Origin of the sequence: Pseudomonas sp. SG20052 (genome assembly GCF_031766055.1) — a bacterium.
In the GTDB taxonomy this organism is placed as follows: Bacteria; Pseudomonadota; Gammaproteobacteria; order Pseudomonadales; family Pseudomonadaceae; genus Aquipseudomonas; species Aquipseudomonas mandelii.
Window position 1 is genome coordinate 4,065,515 of sequence record NZ_CP134498.1, and the last position, 20,420, is coordinate 4,085,934.

General features: G+C 58.0%; 19 protein-coding genes. 13 read left to right on the forward strand and 6 right to left on the reverse strand.

The features are described 5' to 3' along the window. The first annotated feature begins 59 nt into the window (after window positions 1–59). Window positions 60–2,318: a catalase/peroxidase HPI gene (gene katG, locus RHP74_RS18600; protein WP_282410387.1), complete on the forward strand. Its 2,259-nt coding sequence runs from the start codon at window positions 60–62 to the stop codon at window positions 2,316–2,318. A gap of 121 nt (window positions 2,319–2,439) precedes the next feature. On the opposite strand, the gene RHP74_RS18605 is transcribed toward katG, so the two are convergent. Next, window positions 2,440–3,189 carry a glucose 1-dehydrogenase gene (locus RHP74_RS18605; protein WP_077749510.1) on the reverse strand — a complete coding sequence of 250 codons (750 nt, stop codon included), beginning with the start codon at window positions 3,187–3,189 and terminating at the stop codon, window positions 2,440–2,442. 197 nt (window positions 3,190–3,386) lie between these two features. On the opposite strand from RHP74_RS18605, the gene RHP74_RS18610 reads away from it, so the two are divergent. The 3 genes from RHP74_RS18610 to tspO all read left to right on the forward strand — a co-directional run bounded on the left by RHP74_RS18610 (window position 3,387) and on the right by tspO (window position 5,730). After that, a complete protein-coding gene (locus RHP74_RS18610) occupies window positions 3,387–4,310 on the forward strand; it encodes an AraC family transcriptional regulator (protein ID WP_311100514.1) in 924 nt (307 codons plus the stop codon). Window positions 4,311–4,407: 97 nt separating this feature from the next. After that, window positions 4,408–5,223: a DUF1206 domain-containing protein gene (locus RHP74_RS18615; RefSeq protein ID WP_311096032.1), complete on the forward strand. Its 816-nt coding sequence runs from the start codon at window positions 4,408–4,410 to the stop codon at window positions 5,221–5,223. Window positions 5,224–5,286: 63 nt separating this feature from the next. Continuing rightward, window positions 5,287–5,730, forward strand: a complete 444-nt coding sequence (gene tspO / locus RHP74_RS18620) for a tryptophan-rich sensory protein TspO (RefSeq protein ID WP_083377295.1) — start codon at window positions 5,287–5,289, stop codon at window positions 5,728–5,730. A 34-nt stretch (window positions 5,731–5,764) separates the two neighbouring features. Here the strand turns inward: tspO and RHP74_RS18625 are convergent, their stop codons facing one another. Then, on the reverse strand, window positions 5,765–6,223 hold the full coding sequence (locus tag RHP74_RS18625; protein ID WP_311096033.1) for a helix-turn-helix domain-containing protein: 459 nt from the start codon (window positions 6,221–6,223) through the stop codon (window positions 5,765–5,767). A gap of 125 nt (window positions 6,224–6,348) precedes the next feature. Between RHP74_RS18625 and RHP74_RS18630 the strand changes: the two genes are divergently transcribed. From RHP74_RS18630 to ycaC, 4 genes are all read left to right on the forward strand, one after another. Further along, a complete protein-coding gene (locus tag RHP74_RS18630) occupies window positions 6,349–7,632 on the forward strand; it encodes an MFS transporter (RefSeq protein WP_311096034.1) in 1,284 nt (427 codons plus the stop codon). Then, window positions 7,629–8,588 (forward strand): EamA family transporter, encoded by a 960-nt coding sequence (locus RHP74_RS18635; RefSeq protein WP_077749495.1) that lies wholly within the window; start codon window positions 7,629–7,631, stop codon window positions 8,586–8,588. Before RHP74_RS18630 ends, RHP74_RS18635 begins: the two co-directional genes overlap by 4 nt. 51 nt (window positions 8,589–8,639) lie before the next feature. After that, complete coding sequence (locus RHP74_RS18640; RefSeq protein ID WP_311096035.1) at window positions 8,640–9,095, forward strand: VOC family protein; 456 nt, start codon at window positions 8,640–8,642, stop codon at window positions 9,093–9,095. Window positions 9,096–9,257: 162 nt separating this feature from the next. Then, window positions 9,258–9,890: an isochorismate family cysteine hydrolase YcaC gene (gene ycaC, locus RHP74_RS18645; protein ID WP_077749496.1), complete on the forward strand. Its 633-nt coding sequence runs from the start codon at window positions 9,258–9,260 to the stop codon at window positions 9,888–9,890. Between the two features lie 200 nt (window positions 9,891–10,090). Here ycaC and RHP74_RS18650 read toward each other — a convergent pair whose 3' ends face one another. Continuing rightward, window positions 10,091–10,999, reverse strand: coding sequence for a glycine betaine ABC transporter substrate-binding protein (locus RHP74_RS18650; protein WP_010455394.1), 909 nt, complete (start codon window positions 10,997–10,999; stop codon window positions 10,091–10,093). Window positions 11,000–11,317: 318 nt separating this feature from the next. Here RHP74_RS18650 and RHP74_RS18655 point away from each other — a divergent pair, with 318 nt between their 5' ends. Next, complete coding sequence (locus RHP74_RS18655; protein WP_221106323.1) at window positions 11,318–13,354, forward strand: NADH:flavin oxidoreductase; 2,037 nt, start codon at window positions 11,318–11,320, stop codon at window positions 13,352–13,354. Between the two features lie 68 nt (window positions 13,355–13,422). On the opposite strand, the gene RHP74_RS18660 is transcribed toward RHP74_RS18655, so the two are convergent. Together RHP74_RS18660 and RHP74_RS18665 are read right to left on the reverse strand one after the other, a co-directional pair. Next, a complete protein-coding gene (locus RHP74_RS18660) occupies window positions 13,423–14,199 on the reverse strand; it encodes a pyrroline-5-carboxylate reductase dimerization domain-containing protein (RefSeq protein WP_311096036.1) in 777 nt (258 codons plus the stop codon). After that, window positions 14,189–14,896: a TetR/AcrR family transcriptional regulator gene (locus RHP74_RS18665; protein WP_010455399.1), complete on the reverse strand. Its 708-nt coding sequence runs from the start codon at window positions 14,894–14,896 to the stop codon at window positions 14,189–14,191. Before RHP74_RS18665 ends, RHP74_RS18660 begins: the two co-directional genes overlap by 11 nt. A gap of 723 nt (window positions 14,897–15,619) precedes the next feature. Between RHP74_RS18665 and RHP74_RS18670 the strand changes: the two genes are divergently transcribed. After that, window positions 15,620–15,913 carry a fructose-bisphosphate aldolase gene (locus RHP74_RS18670; RefSeq protein ID WP_311096037.1) on the forward strand — a complete coding sequence of 98 codons (294 nt, stop codon included), beginning with the start codon at window positions 15,620–15,622 and terminating at the stop codon, window positions 15,911–15,913. A gap of 53 nt (window positions 15,914–15,966) precedes the next feature. Here RHP74_RS18670 and RHP74_RS18675 read toward each other — a convergent pair whose 3' ends face one another. After that, the gene (locus RHP74_RS18675; RefSeq protein WP_145308309.1) at window positions 15,967–16,389 is read right to left on the reverse strand and encodes a hypothetical protein; all 423 of its coding nucleotides are present in this window, start codon (window positions 16,387–16,389) and stop codon (window positions 15,967–15,969) included. A gap of 129 nt (window positions 16,390–16,518) precedes the next feature. Between RHP74_RS18675 and RHP74_RS18680 the strand changes: the two genes are divergently transcribed. From RHP74_RS18680 to RHP74_RS18690, 3 genes are all read left to right on the forward strand, one after another. After that, the gene (locus RHP74_RS18680) at window positions 16,519–17,991 is read left to right on the forward strand and encodes a hypothetical protein (protein WP_311096038.1); all 1,473 of its coding nucleotides are present in this window, start codon (window positions 16,519–16,521) and stop codon (window positions 17,989–17,991) included. A 263-nt stretch (window positions 17,992–18,254) separates the two neighbouring features. Beyond that, a complete protein-coding gene (locus RHP74_RS18685) occupies window positions 18,255–19,286 on the forward strand; it encodes an IS110 family transposase (RefSeq protein WP_311095896.1) in 1,032 nt (343 codons plus the stop codon). Window positions 19,287–19,707: 421 nt separating this feature from the next. After that, a complete protein-coding gene (locus tag RHP74_RS18690) occupies window positions 19,708–20,370 on the forward strand; it encodes a hypothetical protein (RefSeq protein ID WP_311096039.1) in 663 nt (220 codons plus the stop codon). The last annotated feature ends 50 nt before the right edge of the window (window positions 20,371–20,420 follow it).

Sequence of the window (20,420 nt, forward strand, 5' to 3'; positions counted from 1 at the left end):
TATCTAACGCCCACCCCGGGCCGATAGCCGGATGAAACACGACCAAAGGTAGCTCACACATGGCAAATGAATCGAAATGCCCGTTCAATCACGCCGCTGGCGGTGGCACGACGAACCGCGATTGGTGGCCGAACCAACTGAATCTGAAGATCCTGCACCAGCACTCGTCCCTGTCCGACCCCATGGACGAGGGCTTCAACTACGCCGAAGAATTCAAGACCCTGGACTTTGAGGCGGTCAAGCGCGACTTGACGGCGCTGATGACCGATTCGCAAGACTGGTGGCCGGCGGACTTCGGTCACTATGGACCGCTGTTCGTTCGCATGGCCTGGCACGCCGCAGGCACTTACCGCACAGGTGACGGTCGGGGCGGCGCCGGCTCGGGCCAACAGCGTTTTGCACCGCTCAACAGCTGGCCGGACAACGTCAGCCTCGACAAGGCGCGCCGGCTGCTCTGGCCGATCAAGCAAAAGTACGGTCGCAAAATTTCCTGGGCCGACCTGATCGTCCTTACCGGCAACGTCGCGCTGGAGTCCATGGGCTTCAAGACCTTTGGTTTTTCCGGTGGCCGTGCGGACGTCTGGGAACCCGATGAAGACGTCTACTGGGGCTCGGAAAACAAATGGCTGGGCGGCGACACCCGCTACGGCAAAGACGACAATGCTCCCGTGGAAGCACCCGGTGACGGTCCACTCGTGGCCGAACCCGGCAAAAACGAGGAGAGCCGTACCGAACACGGTCGCAATCTCGAAAACCCGCTGGCCGCCGTGCAAATGGGCCTGATTTACGTCAACCCCGAAGGCCCGGAAGGCGAGCCAGACCCGGTCAGATCCGCCATAGACATCCGCGAGACCTTCGGCCGCATGGCAATGAATGACGAAGAAACCGTGGCGCTGATTGCCGGCGGCCACGCCTTCGGCAAAACCCACGGCGCCGGACCCGCCGACAACGTAGGCGCCGAACCTGAGGCGGCGGGACTCGAAGCACAAGGCCTTGGCTGGAAGAACAGCTTCGGCACCGGCAAAGGCCCGGACACCATCACCAGCGGCCTGGAAGTGACCTGGACCACCACACCCACCCGGTGGAGCAACAACTACCTGGAAAACCTGTTCGGCTTCGACTGGGAACTGAGCAAAAGCCCGGCCGGTGCGCACCAGTGGGTTGCGAAAAACGGCGCGGGCGCCGGCACCATCCCGGATGCTTTCGACCCGTCCAAACGGCGTAATCCCACCATGCTGACCTCAGACCTGGCCCTGCGATTCGACCCGATCTACGAACCGATCTCTCGGCGCTTCCTGGCCAATCCGGATCAGTTGGCCGACGCCTTCGCCCGTGCCTGGTTCAAACTGATCCACCGTGACATGGGCCCCCTCTCCCGCTACCTCGGCCCGGAAATGCCCGGCGAAGAACTGCTGTGGCAAGACCCGATCCCGGAAGTCGACCATGCTTTGGTCAACGACAGCGACGTCGCAGCGCTCAAGAGCAAAGTGCTTGCCTCGGGCCTGAGCGTCTCGCAATTGGTATCAACAGCTTGGGCAGCAGCTTCCACCTTCCGTGGCTCCGATAAACGTGGCGGCGCCAACGGCGGTCGTCTGCGTCTGGCGCCGCAGAAATCCTGGCAAGCCAACCAGCCTGAGCAACTGGCGAACGTGCTGGCGAAACTGGAGAGCATCCAGAGCGAGTTCAACAACAGCGGCAAGAAAATCTCGCTGGCGGATTTGATCGTTCTGGCGGGTAATGCAGGTGTCGAACAGGCCGCAAAAAATGCCGGCCACAGCGTCACCGTGCCGTTCACACCCGGGCGGATGGACGCCTCGCAAGAGCAGACGGATGTCGAGTCTTTCGGCTTCCTCGAACCCATCGCCGATGGCTTTCGCAACTACCTCAAATCCCGTTACAGCGTGTCGGCCGAGCATCTGTTGATCGACAAGGCGCAACAGCTGACGCTCACCGCGCCAGAAATGACCGCGCTCGTGGGTGGTCTTCGCGTGTTGAACACCAACGTCGGGCAAACAAAACACGGCGTGTTCACCCAGCAGCCAGAGGCATTGACCAATGACTTCTTCAAGAACCTGCTGGACATGGGCGTGGAATGGAAACCGACCTCAGAGGCCAACGAGGAGTTTGAAGCACGCGATCGCAAAACCGGCGAATTGAAGTGGACCGGCACGCGGGTTGATCTGGTCTTCGGCTCTCATGCGCAATTGAGGGCGCTGGCTGAGGTGTACGCGAGCAGTGATGCGAAAGAGAAGTTTGTGAAGGACTTCGTGGCGGCGTGGACCAAGGTGATGAACCTGGATCGCTTTGATGTGAAGTGATGCCGTTGTTGAATCTGTGAGCCTGAAAGGGGCCACCTCGATCCAGTGATACGGAGAGACGTGGCCCTTTTGTCATTTGCGGGTGCCTGTCACCCCGCACCGGTCGCAATCATCACAGGATTCAGTAACCCACCCCACGAACACCACCCGATGCCCTGATGGATTCGCCGGTGACCCAATGCGAGTCGTCGGACGCCAGGAAAACGGCCAGCGGCGCAATATCTTCGGGCTCACCGAAACGACCAAGCGGCGTACCGGCGATCAGCTGTTCACCAAACGCTCCGGCGAAGTTGCCCTCCGTCGCCGGCGTATTGGTGTGACCGGGCAAGATCGAGTTGACCCTGATCCCTCGCGGCCCGAGCTCTCTGGCCAAGGCAAACGTCAATGTATCAACCGCGCCCTTGGTGGCCGAATAAACGCTGGAGGCCAAGTAGGGATCGGTGCTGAGAATCGAGCTGATGTTGATGATGCTGCCCGAGGGGCCAAGCAGCTTGACGGCTTCTCGGACCGCCAGGAGATACCCGAGCACATTCAGATTGAATTGCTGGTGGAACGCGTCCTCGGTGAGGTCTTCGATCATTTGAAATACCGCGACGCCCGCATTGTTCACCAGAATATCCAGCGCCCCGAAGTCCGCCTTGACCGTGTCGAACAGGCGGACCACATCGGCTGATTGGCTGATATCCGCCTGAATGGCGACGGCTTTACCGCCCTGTCCCTGAATCTGCGCGACCACCGCATCGGCGTCGGCTTTGCTCGACGCGTAGTTCACAACGACCGTTGCTCCTGCCGCGCCCAATGCTTTGGCAATACCTGCGCCGATGCCTTTCGATGCGCCCGTGACAACAGCAATTTTTCCTTCGAGTTTCATGAGGCTGACCTTTACCTGAGTTGATTGATCCATCGCAGGTCTGCCTGCCATCAGGTTTTGAAGGCCTGAATGCAACCTGCCGCTTGCCCCCAGTATCCGGGCAGGCGAAGGACAAACGGTTGCCAGTTGTTATCGAATGCTTGCCTATTTTTCTCGCATGGCTTGCCCTGCTCGCGGCGATGGCTCATGTTCAGCGCATGAATCCTGCGATCGAAGAACTGCGCCGCCTCGTGATGCGCGCGGAAAACAAGTGGACGGACAGCGGGCTGCCGCGTGTGACGATGGTCCAGGCGGAGGCGTGTGCGAGCCAGGTGTATCAGCCGATGCTGCACCTGGTGCTCCAGGGTGCGAAAACCTTGTCTATCGGCGATCAGGTTTATCAGTATCTGCCGATGACCTACTTCCTCGTGCCGGTGGACGTGCCCGCCACCGGTGAGATACACCCCGGCGGACCAGGCTTGCCCTATCTTGCGATCAGCCTGACCCTGGACCCGAGCGTCATCACGACGCTGCTGACAACCGACATCAAGACGACCGCGCCGCCACCCGCAAGCCGCTTTGCGGCGGTGCCGGCACAGGCTGAAATGATCGACGCCTGGTTGCGCATGATGCGGCTGATGGACCGCCCAAACGAAGCCGCGATACTGGCGCCGATGCTTGAGCGGGAGATTCTGTTTCGAGCCTTGCAAGGACCGCTAGGGCCGATGCTGCGTGAAATCGCTCGCCCGGATGGTCGTCTGGCGCAGATACGCCGCGCCACCCAATGGATCCGTGAGCACTACACCGAACCCTTTCGCGTCGAGCCACTGGCGACCATGACCGACATGAGCGTTGCGGCGTTTTATCGGCATTTCAAATCCATCACAGGCATGACGCCCATTCAATATCAAAAGCGCCTGCGCCTGCTCAGGGCTCGCTGGTTATTGCTGTTCGACCCTCGCGATGCCGCTTCAATTGCCTTCACCGTGGGGTATGAAAGCGCATCACAATTCAGCCGTGAATATGCACGCCTGTTCGGGATGCCTCCGGCGCGTGATGCTGCAAGGTTCAGGGCGCCCGTTGTCCCGGGTGATACTGACATGACAACGCTTGATTTGCGGCTTGAGCTTAGTCCTGCCTGACAATATCGACCGAGGGGTTGGTCGAACCCTATCTTCAATCGAACCCCTCCACGCCTGAAAGGTCTGCTCCTGTAGTACTTCTCTGGAATGAGCTCTCATGTCTGCGCACCAAAGCCTTGTTGTACTCGCTCGGGGAGGCTATGCCGCTCGCGGCGTTCTTTACCTGATCATTGGCATCTTCGCGCTGCTGGCGGCTCAAGATTCGACAAAACCCAAAGACAGTCACAGGAGCCTGGAGGCCGTGTTAAGCCAGCCTTTCGGTTACGTTTTAGTCGGATTGGTGGTCGCAGGCCTGCTCGCCTTCGCCTGTTGGCGAGTGCTGCAAGCCCTGCGCGACGTTGATCATCATGGTCACGAAATGAAGGGGTTGGTCATCCGGGCAGGACTGTTGGCAGGAGGTTTGGTCAACGGCGCGCTGGCGTTTTTTGCGTTGGGCTTGCTCATCAGCGGCATCAGCAGCTCGGGCGATTCCGGCGGCGGGCAGACCAGGGATCTACTGGCGCATCTGTTGTCCTGGGAACACTCGAATGTCGTGGTCTACCTCGTCGCGCTCATCCCTCTGGGCGTAGGCATTGCTCACATCATCAAGGGCTGGAAGTCGTCGTTCGAGAAATATTTCGAAGCGGACGAAGACGTCATGCGCTACGTCCGTCCGGTCTCTCGATTCGGTCTTATCGCCCGTGGCGTCGTGTTCATCGAGATCGCCCTGTTGCTGATCATCAGCGGCTCCCGCTATAAAGCCATGGACCCGCCCGGCATGAAGGAGGCCCTCGATGCGCTGCAGAACCTGCCGGCCGGCGGCGTCATCTTGATGGTGATGGCCCTGGGATTGATCGCCTTTTCGGTGTACAGCTTATCCGAAGCCGCCTGGCGCAAGATCAACATGGATGTGCCTGGCGTACCGGGCGCCTAGCGGCATGAATGGCCGACCGGTTTTTACAACCCCCACACAGCTGACTTCAACGAAGGACTGATGATGACCTTTCTGATTTTTCTTTTAGCCTGCGGCGCGGCGGCCAGTACTGGCCTTCTTTTCAAACCGGGCCAGTGGTACGAATCACTCGTCAAACCGAGCTTCACGCCACCCAACTGGCTGTTTCCCGTCGCCTGGTCGATTATCTATCTGTTGCTCGCCTGGGCCGGTTACCGGTTGTCCCTGATACCTGGAAGTCAGGTGGTGCTGGCGTTATGGGCGGCGCAGATTGCCCTGAATACGCTGTGGACACCGGTGTTTTTCGGCGCACACCGCATTTTTGCCGCGATGGTGATCCTGACGCTGCTCTGGCTGGTGGTCGCAGCGATGGTGGTGATGGCGATGCGGCTAGATGTGATCACAGGCTTGATCCTGTTCCCCTACCTTGTGTGGCTTTGTGTGGCGGCAGCGTTGAATTTTTCCATCTTGCGCAATAACCGCGGATAGCGAACTTCGAGCAGCTAACTCGACTGCTGTTGTTTCACGACTCGCCGTCGACAAGTCTCACCCTGTGGCAGTCAGACGGCCCCAGTTTTTGCCCGCTTGATGAACGAACATCCATCGGCATCAGGGCCTGGCCGGATGCCTTGTCCAACAGCACAGAACGCGTTTCCTGCGGCTGGAACAGGAAACGTTCGCCCCACTGCCTCATGCTGACCACCACCGGAAAGATCTCACGTCCTTTGTCCGTCAGGACGTACTCCTTGTAGGCGCTTCCATCTGACGCCGGTCGAACGTCGAAGACCCCGACCTCAACCAATGCCTTTAGCCGCGAGGCCAGGATATTTTTGGCCACGCCCAGGCTCTTCTGAAATTCGCTGAATCGGCGAATATCGTCAAAGGCGTCGCGAAGGATCATGAGCGACCAGCGATCCCCAATCACCTCCAGTGTTCTTGCTACCGGGCATTCGCTGCTTTGTGGTGAAGTGCCTTCGACCATCGTATCTACCTTTTGGATAACGGTTGCCAAGTCTGCCGACCAAGCTGGTTGCAATTTGAAACTTGATTCAGCAATAATCGAATCCGGTTTTTAATTGCAACCAGCTTAACGCCATGGAGGCGCTTATGACAGCAGATGCCAACGCAATAGCCAAACGTAGCACCGGGCAGCCTGTGGGATTGCCGCCTACGGAAACCGGAGAATGCAGTAGGACTGGCCAATCCTCGGGGCTTTCTCCGTCACTCACGTTATTGTTTTCTGTCACCTGCGCGCTAGCCGTCGCCAATGTTTACTTCGCCCAACCCTTGCTCGCCTCAATGGCTGAAAGCCTGGGGGTCACTTCAGGAGTGATCGGGGTCGTGGTGACGGCCACTCAGGCCGGATACGCGCTGGGGTTGTTGTTCATCGTACCGCTGGGCGACAGGGTCAACCGTAAACGGATGATTTTGACTCAAGTGATGCTGTCTGCCCTCGCGCTGGCGGCCGTCGGCGCTTCACAGCAGTGGCTGGCTCTCTTGGGCGCCATGATTGTGATGGGATTACTCGCAGTGGTGGTTCAGGTGCTTGTAGCCTATGCCGCCGCGCTCGCAACGCCCTCACAACGCGGGCAGGCCGTGGGGACCCTAACAAGCGGAGTTGTCCTGGGCATTCTTCTGGCGCGGTTTATCTCTGGGCTGATCGCCGATCTGGCGGGCTGGCGCGCCGTCTATTTCGTCTCCTCAGGATTGATGCTGACCCTCGCGGCGGTCCTGTGGAAAGTGGTGCCCGCCACGGCGTTGCCACGCAATCAAGACACCTACCCCGCGCTGATCCGGTCGCTCTTCAAGCTGTTCATGACCGAACCGGTTTTGCGGGCCAGGGGCCTGTTGGCCTTGCTGATCTTTGCCGCTTTTTCAGTGCTGTGGACCTCTATGGTGCTGCCGTTAAGCGCTCCGCCGCTGTCGCTTTCACACACGGCCATCGGCCTGTTTGGCCTGGCGGGCGTTGCCGGTGCCCTGGCTGCAAGAAGAGCCGGCCAGTGGGCCGATAGAGGTTGGGGTCAACGCGTGACCGGCCTTTCGCTGGGGCTCCTGACGCTTTCCTGGTTGCCCATCAGTTTTGCCCAGACGTCCCTGATCGCGCTGGTTTTCGGTGTGGTCGTGCTCGACTTCGCGGTGCAAGCCGTGCACGTCACCAATCAGAGCTTCATTTTTGCGGCACGACCCGACGCGCAAAGTCGGATGGTCGGCGCCTACATGTGCTTCTACTCGGTCGGCAGTGCGCTGGGGGCGGTCGCCGCAACCCAGGTTTATGCGCGCTGGGGCTGGATGGCAACAAGCGTGCTTGGCGCCTTGATCAGCGCTGCGGCTTTGGCGCTTTGGGTTTTTACGAGTCATCTATCACCGACCAATCAAGGAAGATCAGCATGAAAGCCAGGCACCTGCTACTCGCCATCTCGATTACGGCCATCTGGGGTGTGAATTTTTCAGTGATCAAACTGGGCCTCACCACCGTTGACCCGCTGATTCTTGCCGGCATTCGCTTTACGCTTTGCGCACTTCCAGCGATCTTTTTCATTCCGAAACCCGATGTACAGTGGCGCTACATCATTGGTTACGGTCTGGTCTTCGGCATAGGACTCTGGGGCGTCGTCAACCTTGGTATCAAGTCGGGCCTCTCCGCTGGCATCGCTTCGCTGGTGCTTCAGTTCAGCGCTTTTTTCACGATTCTGCTGGGCTCATGGGTATTCAAGGAGACCATTTCCCGCTACCAACTGGCGGGCATGGGCATCGCCTTCTGTGGCTTGTTGAGCATCATCTCGATTGTTGACGGGACAGTGACGACGGCAGGGCTGATGCTGGTGCTGCTGGGCGCGGTGGCCTGGAGTGCGGCCAACGTAATCAACAAAAAAGCCAGAACAACTCAGGTCTTTGCTTTCCTGGTGTGGTCCAGTGCTTTTTCGCCCATCCCTCTTTTCGCGCTTGATTACGCGGTCAACGGCTCGACGGGTTACAGCGCATTGGTGAATCAACTCGACTACCGTGCCGTCCTGTCGATCCTGTTCCAGGTCTACCCCAACACCCTGTTCGGCTACTGGGTGTGGAATTCACTCCTGAAACGATACCCAGTGTCTACCGTCGCGCCGTTATCGTTATTGGTGCCAGTATTCGGACTGCTGGGTTCAGTCATGATTTTCAATGAGCCCCTGTCATTCAACAAAATCGTTGCTGTCGTTCTCATCGTATCGGGGCTTGGCGTCGGTTTATACGGACAGCGTTTGCTCAGTGCCGTGCTCAGGCGAGCAGACCGACGCCATAGTGCAGCAGAAGCAAGTGCATCGCTGCCTCATGGACGGGCAACCAAGGCCACACGAAAATTCTTCTAATGCCGAGGCAGCGGTCGTTACCATGGACACGGGTTCAACCGGAGGAATGCAATGGAGCTGAAGTTCAGTCACGTCGATGTGCTGGTCAAGAACCTCGAAGAAGCCTGTGCTTACTACGCACAGATACTGCAAGCCAGGATCTCTAAAACGCTTGTCTGGGAACGCGGTGGTCTGCACGTGCGCTACGCGATTGCGTTGATCGGTGCGGAGCGATTCATACTGGTACAACCGCTGGCGGGGAACCTGAAGGCGCTCCTGGATTGCGCGGGCGAAGGCATGATTTACCGCCACTGCTACTCCACACCGGACATCGAGAAGGCCTATGACGAATTGATCGCCGCGGGTGTTCAGCCAGAAGACGAGAACGGAAAACCACTCGCCCGTGCGAACCTGCAATCTCCGTCCGGGACCCGCATCATCTGGCTGCCCAAGCGCTTCGGGCACTTCTCCATCGAGATATTGGAAGACAAGGCGTTGGAGGCCTTTATCGAGGATGCGTTTGCCTGAATGGGGCTGCGGTGAATGCCCGCTTTCGCCGGTTGGCGATCGATTGTCCCATCCGAGTTGACAGTCAAACCGTTTTCACCCTCTTTTTCCCTTTCCTGTAGATCATTAATCTGAGCCCATGTTGAACGAAGCCACTTACCCCTACAGAGAAAGGATTTCATCATGAGCAACGCCACATACAACCGCCTGAACAAAGACGACGCCGTAGTCCTGATGATCGACCACCAGACCGGTCTGATCTCGCTGGTGCAGGACTTCTCGCCGAACGAGTTCAAGAACAATGTGCTGGCTCTGGCTGACGTGGCCAAGTTCTTCGAACTGCCGACCATCCTGACCACCAGTTTCGAACAAGGCCCCAATGGTCCGCTGGTCCCGGAGCTCAAGGAAATGTTTCCGGACGCGCCCTACATTGCCCGTCCTGGCCAGATCAACGCCTGGGACAACGAAGACTTCGTCAAGGCAATCAAGGCGACCGGTCGCAAACAACTGATCATTGCCGGTGTCGTGACCGATGTGTGCGTGACCTTCCCGACGCTGTCGGCCCTGGCTGAAGGGTTTGAAGTGTTCGTGGTCACGGATTCTTCCGGCACCTTCAACACCACCGTGCAACAGGCGGCGTGGAACCGCATGACGCAAGCCGGTGCGCAAATGATGAACTGGTTCTCGGTCGCCTGCGAGTTGCAGGGCGACTGGCGCAACGACATCGAAGGCCTGGGCAACTTGCTGTCCCAGCGCATTCCGAACTACCGCAACCTGATGAACAGCTACTCGGCCATGGCAGCGCGCCAGGCATAAAGAAAACGGGCGATGATGACCTCATCGCCCGTTATCTTGTCAGCCTCATGGGACAGTCAGACACGCTGCCTTCTATGAATTGGCAGGAGTGGAGCATGACCGTTGTCGAGATCGAAGAGCGGCATTGACGAGGCTGCGGTTGTGTAAGAAGTGAGAATGAAAACAAGGCCGCCTTCGCGGCCTTGTGTGTTTTCAGGTGTTCAAGGCTGTCGCGTGCTGACTCGCTGCCCGCCTTGCTCGAACATCGCTTCGAAACGCGGTTTGTTGGCCGCGTAATAAGCGGCCACGGCCTGGTCAGAGGAGGTTTGGCGTGCCTGCATCATCAGCGCTTCCAGGTCCGCCTGGGGGATCGAGTAATGAGCGAAGAAATACGCCACTTCCGGGTACTGCTGGCTAAAACCTTTGCGCGCCATGGCGTGAATCTGCTCGGCGCCACCAAAGATATGCTTGGGATCATCCAGGTAACGCAGTGACCACTTGGAGAACATCCAGTGTGGGCTCCAGGCATTGACCAGGGACCATTTGTCACGTTTGAGGTTGCGGTCCAGCTCATTGAGCATGCCGGTTTCCGAGGAGGCCACCAGCTTGTACCCGTCGAGCTTGTATTCTTCCATGGCCTTGACCGTGAGCTTGTATTGGCCATTGCCGACTTCAGAGGTGAGGATCTTGCCGTCGAGTTTTTCCCGGACCTGCGGTTTGTTCAGATCCTCGACGCTCGCCACTTCACTGATGGGCACCGAGGTGGGCACGGCCATGCCGATCCGCCCTTCATACAGCACGCCGAGGTCTTCCAGCCGGTCCTTGTACTTGTCGTAAAACGCCTTGTGGGTACTCGGTAGCCACACCATCGGGATCAGGTCGATATTACCGTTGGCCAGCGCCTGGAATTGAATGCCAATGTCGGCCATCACCAGTTTGACCGGTTGCTTGAGATGTTCCTGCAACGCGGTGCTGGCCAGTTTGACGGTGATTTCGGTGTCGGACCAATTGACCCAGCCAATGCGCACGGGCTCGGGTTCAGCAGCCTGTGCCAGTGCTGCACTTGCTCCAAGCGCAAAGCCGAAAAGGCAGGCACAGGCTTTTTTTCGATACGGCGAACGAGCGTTCATCAGGCGTCTTCCTATTGATGTGGGATAGGCAGGTTGTCTTCATTTGAACGGCCTTACGGTCGTGAACAGTGCAGTCTTCGCTGCTTTAAGCCCGGGCAGCGCAGCCCTCTTCTTCTGCCCCTCGCAATCCCATGCATGTCATCCATCCAGAACACTGACGACGGGGTCTCTGCACCCTTTCGAGCTTGATCTTATCGACGAGTTTTGCGGCGCGCAAGAAAAATGTACACCTGTGTCAACGATGATTGACACAGGTGTACAGTTATCCTAATTTCAACTCGCCAAGCCCGATGAAGCCCCACTACGGAGCGCACCACGATGTCCAGCGATCCCTTGCTGCAACCCTACAAGATCAAGCACCTGACCCTGAAAAACCGGATCATGACCACCGCGCACGAACCGGCCTACCCGGTCGATGGCATGCCGCAGGCGTTGTATCGCGCTTACCACGTCGAACGCGCCAAAGCCGGCGTGGCCCTGACCATGACCGCCGGCTCCGCAGCCGTGTCCCGAGACAGCCCTCCGGTGTTCAACAACGTGCTCGCCTACAAGGACGAAGTGGTCAAATGGATGAAAGACCTGACCGACGAATGCCATGAACACGGCGCGGCCGTGATGATCCAGCTGACACACCTGGGCCGCCGTACCCGCTGGGACAAAGCCGACTGGTTGCCCGTGGTATCGCCCTCGCACCGACGCGAGGCTTCGCACCGGTCCTTCCCGAAGAAGATGGAAGACTGGGACATCGAGCGGATCATCAAGGACTACGTGGATGCCGCCGAGCGCATGAAGGCGGCCGGGCTTGATGGCCTGGAATTACAGGCTTACGGGCACCTGATGGATCAGTTCTGGTCACCGCTGACCAATGACCTCGAAGGCCCTTATGGCGGCTCGCTGGAAAACCGCATGCGCTTTACGTTCGACATCCTCAGGGGCATCCGCCAACGGGTCGGCGAAGATTTCCTGCTGGGTGTGCGCTATACGGGTGATGAACAACTGCCGGGCGGCTTCAATGCCAGCGAGGGCATGCAGGTCTCACACATGCTCAAGGACAGCGGGCTGGTGGACTTCCTGAACGTCGTGCGCGGCCACATCGACACCGACGCGGGCCTGACCGACGTCATCCCGATCCAGGGCATGCGCAATTCCCCGCACCTGGACTTCGCCGGCGAGATTCGCTCCGCCACGGGTTTTCCGACCTTCCACGCCGCGAAGATTCCCGACGTTGCCACCGCGCGTTACGCCATTGCGTCAGGCAAGGTGGACATGGTCGGCATGACCCGCGCGCACATGACCGACCCGCACATCGTGCGCAAAATCATCGAGAAGCGTGAAGAGGATATCCGCCCGTGCGTGGGTGCGAATTACTGCCTGGACCGGATCTATCAGGGTGGCGCCGCCTATTGCATCCACAACCCGGCGACCGGCCGGGAAACCACGATGCCCCATGACATTCCCAAAGCGGCGGTGAAGCGCAAGGTCCTGGTCATCGGTAGCGGCCCCGCAGGTCTGGAGGCGGCGCGCGTGGCCGGCGAGCGCGGCCACGATGTCACCGTGCTGGAAGCGGCCGACCGCCCTGGCGGCCAAATCCGGCTGACGGCACTGAGCGAGCGCCGACGCGAAATGATCGGCATCATCGATTGGCGGATGAGCCAGTGCGAGCGCCTGGGCGTCAAATTCCACTTCAACACCTGGGCCGAGGCCGACACGGTATTGGCCCATGAACCGGACGTGGTAATCGTTGCCACCGGCGGCCTGCCCCATACCGAGGTGCTGTCGCAGGGCAATGACCTGGTGGTCTCGACCTGGGACATCATCTCCGGCGATGTAAAGCCTGGCCGCAATGTCCTGATCTTCGATGATGCCGGCGACCACGCCGCCCTGCAGGCGGCCGAAGTCATCGCGCAAAGCGGTGCGACCGTCGAGATCGTCACCCCAGACCGGTCGTTTGCACCCGAAGTCATGGCGATGAACCTGGTGCCCTATATGCGCAGCCTGCAGGACCTGGCCGTCACCTTCACCGTCACCTATCGGGTCGAAGCGGTCGAGAAACGCGATGGCAGGCTCATTGCGACCTTCGGCAGCGATTACGGCAAGGTCCACAAGCAACGCGTGGTCGATCAGGTCGTCGTCAACCACGGCACGATCCCCCTGGATGACCTGTATTTCGACCTTCGTCCTCATTCGAGCAATGAAGGCGCAGTCGAACAGCACGACCTCATCGCGGGCAACGCACAGCACATCGTCACCAACCCGCAAGGGCGTTTCCAGTTGTTCAGGATTGGTGATGCAGTGTCCGCTCGAAATACCCACGCGGCGATCTATGACGCGTTGCGACTGGTGAAAGATATTTGACTCCACAGCCTCCTTCCCTGAGCGGAAGGAGGCGCTTCGGGCGCAAAGTGTGCGCCCAAACCGATCGACTACATGCCTCGCCGGGCCACTTGCGCGCCCTCCTGCACGGCACGCCCCACCATGGCTTCGATGCCCTGATCAGCCATCGACTGCAGCACGGCCGCCGTCACCCCGCGATAAGCCATCAAGTTTTCAATCATTTGCCGGGGATCATGGCTGGCGAGTAATTGACCGCCGCCCACCACCACACCTTGTGCGGCTCGTTGTGCGATCGCGGCCGGGATGCCCGCCGCCACCGCCTGATTCATCAACGCCTGATGCAACATCGCCGCCAAGGCAGGCCCGGTGCCGGACAGCGCGCTGAGGTAATCGATACAGTCCTCATCCGGCACTTCATCCGCCGCGCCCACGCACTCGAACAACCGTTGCACCAGCGCTCGGTCCTGCTCGCACAGGCTGGCAGGACAGCACCAAGGCGTGAACGATTGCCTGATTTCCACCGCCGCATTCGGCATCGCCCGTACCACCACTTCGGCGCCCGTTGCCGCGCGAATAGCCGCCGCCGGAACCCCGGCCATCAGGGAAATCACGAGCTTGCCCTTGGCGTTTATCCGCAGTTCGCGAAATTGTTCTGGCCGGATCGACAGCACAACGATATCGCTGAGATCCACCAGCTGCTGGTTGTCAGCCAGCAGCCGCACCGGTGGTTCGAACGCGTGGGTGCCGGACCGGTTCGAGACCAGCAAACGATCAGGACAGATGAAGCCGGTATCGAGCAGCGCCTGCGCAATCGCGCGGCCCAGCCAGCCGGTGCCACCGATGATGCCCAGGGTTCTATTCTGCATCGGGGGTGGCCTCCTCAAAGCTGTCGACCCGTGACACGAAAACCCCCGGCTCTTTTTCTGCGTAGCCGAATTTCCCATAAAACCGGTCGAGCTCGCGCCGCTTCGGTGCTTTGCCGGTAAATACGGTGACGTACTCAGGGATTCGCCGGAAACGCACGACGATATCCTCAGTGGTTTTCATGGAGATGTAGCCGATCTGGGTGAGATAGATCGTTCTGGCCCGAGCGTCGGCGGCCGCAACCTCATAACCGAACCGTCGGAACATCGCGGCCAGGGCATTGATTCGCGCTTCATCAGCCAGCGCGATTTCGGCGGACACCTCAGCCGATTGCAGCGCCCAGCTGCGCACGGCAAATTCAAACTGCGAGTCAAACAAATCAGGGTTTAACCAGCATTCGAAAACGTTGAGGATCGCTTCGGAAATACTTTCTGAATAACTCTCGCACTGGCCAATCAGGCCGCCGGTGTTCTTGTCCCGCCACCGCGCCAGCAGCGCCGCGAGCAACTGCTCCCGGTCTTCATAAAACCAGTAGAAACTGGTGCGCGACAAATTCAGCCGCTTGGCCAACGGCATCACCCGCACGGCGTCCACACCGGATTCCTTCAGCGCATCGTAAGCCGCGTCCAGCCAGCCATTGACGGAGCCACGCCAACCCGCTTCTTGCGCCTTGATTCGCGTCTTTCCTGCCTGCGGCATTTTGGCTTCCTCTTTGATATCTGATGTCCCGGCAACTGTACGCGGCTGCGTGCAAGGCGTACATAAAATGTACATCAACGTACATTTTTTAGACGGCGGTGGACACTGGAATTATTTTCAAGAGGCGGCATCGGCCTGACTTCACTGCTCACCAGGACGTCACCCTGACAATCGTCGAATCTTGACGTCCGAATTTCACGTAGGAAACCGCCCCCTGTGGCGAGGGAACTTGCTCCCGTTGGACGGCGAAGCAGCCCCAAAATCCGACAACATTTTAAACATGCCCACATCCCGTAGCTGCTGGCGAAGCCTGCGTTCGGCTGCGCAGTAGCCGCAAATCCGGCACGCACGGCTCAGCTGGCATTAAACACGTTCTGATTTTCCGACTGTTATTCAGCTGAATGCAGGATCCGCCATCAGCCACAAAGTAACGATTTTGGTCCTACACACCCGTTTGCAGGCACCAAAATCGCCGCCTATATTCGACCCGTCGCTGACCAAAGTTAGCGATTGGGTTTCGCAGCCCTACAGAAGTGATCACACCGCTAAAAACAACTGTGGCAAACTTTGCCGCCGTTCCGTTTTATGGCGGCTGTGTGTGGGAGACTTTCGGGTCTGCCGGCTTTGATCTCTTCTCCGGTCTGCGAACCCACACATAGCTGCCACCCCTTTGTTTCGCAGCAGAAAGGTGGCGCCTCATAATTCCTTGAAGAGCTCATCCTTATGTCCACAAACAATACGCCTCGCCGCTTCACCCCCATGTCCCAACTCGCCACCGACTACCCCGTCCTGCTCATCGACTACGACGCCCCGCTGCGCGAACTCCATAACTGCCTCAGCGAACGCCTCAACGCCGTCCTCAAATACCTCAACCTCATGGCCTGCACCAGCCTCCCCGACTATGCCGAACACGACATCAACACCGTCACCAACATCGCCCGGATCATGGTCCAGGATGTGAGCGATGTGTTTCGGGTGATTGAGCAGCGCGGGTTTGATGCACCCAAGAGTCAGTGATCAAAGTTGAGTCGTAAAAAAACCCGCACTGAGTTGCGGGTTTTTTGTGTTGTTCAGGCCTGTCGAGTTGGCGAGTGAATTGTCTTCTCTATCAGCGCCGCGACATCCTTCGCACCAAAACACCGGAATTTAACGCTGCCAGCGCCGGTATCCAGACGGATGATCTTCGTCATGAACCCGCCTTCAATAGTGACCTTTCGGATGAATGCCAGTGGGAGCTCAATATCCAGCGTCCCGTCCTGAACAAGACGGTTCATGGCATTGGCACTCAAACGAACCATTTTTTGCGTCAGCTCCATCTTCCCGCCGACCCAAAGTCCTCCGTATGCTTCCTTGAAGGCCTCCAGCACATCGCCCAACGCGTCCACATTGCCAGCCTCAGCCACGGAATATAAATCGTCCACGTTGTCGTAATTCACCTCGGCATCGGCCACCAGAAAATTGACCAACTTCGACTTCAAAACCTGTCCAGTCAACTTTGTCTCTCCATAATTTGAGTCGCAGCCCTGAAATCCAGATGCCTGTTTGTCGGTAAAAACGGCGTTCTATTGGGCGGCCAGCACTCATGCTAATATGCCATCATTCTTTCAATGAAGTACACCTGCATGGATGCCACGTCCCGCCCTTCCAGCTTTTTTTCACTGCTGACCGTTGCCCTGATCCTCTCTGGATGCCAAGCAACAAAACCCGCTCAAATCACAACACCTGAGGCCCAGCCGGGTTTTGCGGTTTTCAACAGTGTGCTGTTCGAAACACCCGAGCCGAACTCGATCGTGCGCGAGGGTGATCGGATCACCTATCTAGTGACTTCGTCCCCAAGTCCGGAACTCCATTATCTGGCCCGTTTCGACGCCCACTGCAGCCAGCCCGATGCGCAGATGGCTTACCGCAGCAAAGCGGGAATGTCGCTATTCGCCGCGAACCCGCGAGGGCGTTCGGAAGACTCCCGACAATTGCCTGCTGAACAAAAAAGCCGGTACCTGCAAAGTGCGCAGTTTAAGCAGGTGTGTGCCCAGACAGCACCTCCTCAATGGCGCGTGTTCTCCGCACCCGAGCATCAGGATTGGCAGATGATCGACCGCAGCAGCCTGAAAGTAACAGGTGATGAGGTGACTTTCTGGACGGCCCGCGTACTGCCCGGCGAGATGTTGATGCCCGGCAAAAACGCCTTGTATGGGCAGGTACGCCAGCGGTGGACGGCCAACTGCGCCCTGCAACAACTGACCGCGTTAAGCCATTTCTACCTTGATACTCACAGTCGTGTACTCGCTGGAAGCATGCAGACAGATCTTAAAGCCATCGGATCGCAAAGCCTCAGCGCCGATGAGCGTCAGCTGGTTCAAGTGGCCTGCGGCAAACCGCAATCGCTAGACCAATACACTCAATTTGAAGGGCGTGAGCAGTCGCCTTTCGAATTACCGGCCCCCGTCGTTGCCGCCCCGGTGTTGAAAGCCATCGAGGCATTGAATATGCCCAAACCGGAGAAAAGCATTCAGCACCTACGCCGGGTGTTCAAGGATAACTCCCAGCCAAGGCAGTATTCAGATGAAGGCGTGCGGCTCAACGGGCGTGACTCGACATACCTTTCAGGCAAGACGGGTAATCAACTGACGGAGCGTTATGAAGACCGACGCGGTCAGTGGGCCAAAGCCACGTTCCGAGGCCTGATTGTCCTGGCTGAAAGTCAATTCAGCAGTCGTGCAGGTGAGATAACGATTGAGGATAAAGCGCTGACGAACCTCAACTTCGAGGGCGATTGGGCGCACATGCCGGTCGGCGCACTCCTGCGATACACGGCGCAAGAAATGCGGCTTCAATACACTAACGGCGGGAAAGGTCCCAGAGCCCTGGTGCCCGTCGACGACAGATACAGCTGTGAGGTGCAGTCGCAGAAACCTGCGAGCACGTATCACCCGAGTTTGACCGGGACTGCCAAGGTACTCAGCTGCATAAAAGATACTTACCAATACAGCACCGACATTTACGTCTACCTCGAGGCGTATGGAATGTTTGTGCCGTTCCAATACGTCACGAAGAACGTGCTGGGCGAATGGACGATTGAGGTGGTGGAATCTTGAGTGGCCCGGCCTTTTGCATTTTTTGCAGCGCTACCCTTGCTCGTGCGAAATTGCGCTCCACTTGACCGCCCGCTTGCGTTCGACTTGACCAATCATTTGCATTGGTTCTGACCACCGATTGCATCGGATTTGACCAGCACGCTTTGTAACCATGATCGGCAGAGCACGGCCAGAAGCAATGGGATGGACTCCTCCTCACCTCGGCATCTTGAGTGCCAGACTGAAGGTACGAACCGCAGTCAACCGTGAGAAGGAGTCCACACATGAAGCTTATGCGCATTGGGGTCGACTTGGCCAAGAACGTGTTTCAGATCCACGGCGTGGATCGTCATGAGCAGCCAGTCTGGCGGCAGCGTCTGCCTCGCGATCGCTGGCTGCAAACGGTGCTGGAGAAGACCGAACCCGGCTGTGAGATCGGCATGGAAAGTTGTAGCGGTGCGCACCATTGGGCGCGGCAGCTACAGGCACGCGGATTTCAGGTGAGGCTGATCGCGCCTCAGTTCGTCAAACCGTACGTCAAGAGCAACAAAAACGACGCCAACGATGCCGAGGCAATCTGTGAGGCGATGAGCCGCCCCAGCATGCGCTTCGTCGCCGTCAAGACCATCGAACAACAGGATATCCAGGCGACGCATCGCATCCGGGCCGGCTTAATTGAACAGCGGACCGCCAAAGCCAATCAGGTTCGTGGGCTGATCGCCGAGTACGGCCTCATTGCGCCGAAGGAGTTACTGATGCTGCGTCGCGCAATACCGTGCTGGCTAGAAGATGCGGATAACGGTTTGACGATACGTTTTCGTCGTCTGCTGAAGGGTTTGTGGGATGACCTGCGCGCACTTGATGAGCGCGTGGGCGAACTCAATGGCGAGATATCTGCGATCGCGGCATGTGAGCCAATGGCCGTCCGTTTACAGCAGCTGCGTGGAGTCGGCCCGATGATTGCCACCGCGCTGGTTGCTGCCATCGGTGATGCCAGTCAGTTTGCCAACGGCCGACAACTGGCCGCCTCGCTAGGGTTGACGCCAAAGCAACACAGCTCTGGCGGCAAGGATCGACTGCTTGGCATTAGCAAACGCGGGGATGCTTATCTGCGAACGCTGATGATCCACGGTGCGCGGTCGGCACTGCGCACAGCAAAATCCAAAGACGATCGACTCAGCCAGTGGGCTGTCCGTTTAGCCGAACGTTCACATCCCAACGTGGCCGCTATCGCACTGGCCAACAAAACTGCACGCATGGCCTGGGCGATGCTGCGCAACGGCACTGATTACCAACCGGATCGGGCAGCGGCCTGAATTATTCACTCCAGGAGAATCCCCCCCACACCACGATTGCGAAGCAACCCGAGCAATGGCAAACCGGTCGAACCGGCGTCGGCAAAACCCTCTAATGTCCAGGTGCGTAAAGCACGTAGAAGCGATTGGGAGCCGACGCGCGAATAGCCCATCATGGCCCTGCATCAAAACGATGCCGTTGTAAGAGGCCGAATATACGTGTGCAGTCGGCACGGGCGCCAAAGCGAAGGAGGCTTGCAACGAGGAGGAGTCCATATACGGACATTCTATTCAGAGTGATTGGCACCGCCAGCCAGTCCGCAACCTCTCGCCTTTTGGGACTCGCATAAACAGCCTAAGATGCGTTTTGAAAACGGCCGGAAAGCTGAGATGAATTCCGAAACTTCAAACGCCCTGCTACCGATGCGGAGAGCCTGTCACTTTGAATTATGGAAAAGACGTTGCGGTTGTAGAGGACTTTCAAAGGCTTGCGCGCAATATAGACATTCAGTTTCCTGAACGCCTCGCGACTCTCATGGGAATAGCGCATACGCATCCAGCGACGGCCGCACTGAGTAGCCTTGAAGATTTTATATGGCTTGATGTCGAAGAGGCCGAGCGAGAAATCAATGAGTGGCTTAATCCTGATGACCAGCAAGGTCGAACCTTTCTTCCCTTTGCGGCTACAGGCGGTGGTGAGCCTTATTGCGTGGTTAGATTGGAAAACGGCGCTTCGGGGATTGCTCAGGTACTTCATTTTGCACAGCCATCTCCACTTGCCCATGCCGATATCTCTTCGTTCGTGACAAGGGAATACGTGCGCGTCGCTAGAGATCTGTCTAGGCTACCACCTAAAGCAGACTTCAGTGTTGCACTGAAAAGTGAAGTGGCATTGATCCAAACGGCTCTGCTACCCGCAGATTATGCACTTCTTGAGGCTATTTTCAGTCGACAGTGTGTTGCCATGAACTACCAGGCAGGGCCTCGAAGTATCCCGAAAATTGTCAAAGCTTTCATTTCTCAAGACGAAGAGGAATCTTTAGCCGCCCGACTGCGCCATCCGAGCCCAATTGAGTTCGAAGCTCTTCGTGCCTGGATGCGCTAATTGTCCATTTCGTGCTCGGGGCCTAAAAATGGGCAAGTTTTGGCCAATAA

What these genes read in the sequence shown, in the direction of transcription:
- RHP74_RS18685 (WP_311095896.1), top strand. Translation starts at nt 18,255, where the DNA reads ATGAAGCTTATGCGCATTGGGGTCGACTTGGCCAAGAACGTGTTTCAG.
- tspO (WP_083377295.1), top strand. Translation starts at nt 5,287, where the DNA reads ATGACCTTTCTGATTTTTCTTTTAGCCTGCGGCGCGGCGGCCAGTACT.
- RHP74_RS18665 (WP_010455399.1), bottom strand. Translation starts at nt 14,896, where the DNA reads ATGCCGCAGGCAGGAAAGACGCGAATCAAGGCGCAAGAAGCGGGTTGG.
- RHP74_RS18625 (WP_311096033.1), bottom strand. Translation starts at nt 6,223, where the DNA reads ATGGTCGAAGGCACTTCACCACAAAGCAGCGAATGCCCGGTAGCAAGA.
- RHP74_RS18670 (WP_311096037.1), top strand. Translation starts at nt 15,620, where the DNA reads ATGTCCACAAACAATACGCCTCGCCGCTTCACCCCCATGTCCCAACTC.
- ycaC (WP_077749496.1), top strand. Translation starts at nt 9,258, where the DNA reads ATGAGCAACGCCACATACAACCGCCTGAACAAAGACGACGCCGTAGTC.
- RHP74_RS18630 (WP_311096034.1), top strand. Translation starts at nt 6,349, where the DNA reads ATGACAGCAGATGCCAACGCAATAGCCAAACGTAGCACCGGGCAGCCT.
- katG (WP_282410387.1), top strand. Translation starts at nt 60, where the DNA reads ATGGCAAATGAATCGAAATGCCCGTTCAATCACGCCGCTGGCGGTGGC.
- RHP74_RS18640 (WP_311096035.1), top strand. Translation starts at nt 8,640, where the DNA reads ATGGAGCTGAAGTTCAGTCACGTCGATGTGCTGGTCAAGAACCTCGAA.
- RHP74_RS18660 (WP_311096036.1), bottom strand. Translation starts at nt 14,199, where the DNA reads ATGCAGAATAGAACCCTGGGCATCATCGGTGGCACCGGCTGGCTGGGC.
- RHP74_RS18655 (WP_221106323.1), top strand. Translation starts at nt 11,318, where the DNA reads ATGTCCAGCGATCCCTTGCTGCAACCCTACAAGATCAAGCACCTGACC.
- RHP74_RS18635 (WP_077749495.1), top strand. Translation starts at nt 7,629, where the DNA reads ATGAAAGCCAGGCACCTGCTACTCGCCATCTCGATTACGGCCATCTGG.
- RHP74_RS18650 (WP_010455394.1), bottom strand. Translation starts at nt 10,999, where the DNA reads ATGAACGCTCGTTCGCCGTATCGAAAAAAAGCCTGTGCCTGCCTTTTC.
- RHP74_RS18615 (WP_311096032.1), top strand. Translation starts at nt 4,408, where the DNA reads ATGTCTGCGCACCAAAGCCTTGTTGTACTCGCTCGGGGAGGCTATGCC.
- RHP74_RS18680 (WP_311096038.1), top strand. Translation starts at nt 16,519, where the DNA reads ATGGATGCCACGTCCCGCCCTTCCAGCTTTTTTTCACTGCTGACCGTT.
- RHP74_RS18605 (WP_077749510.1), bottom strand. Translation starts at nt 3,189, where the DNA reads ATGAAACTCGAAGGAAAAATTGCTGTTGTCACGGGCGCATCGAAAGGC.
- RHP74_RS18610 (WP_311100514.1), top strand. Translation starts at nt 3,387, where the DNA reads ATGAATCCTGCGATCGAAGAACTGCGCCGCCTCGTGATGCGCGCGGAA.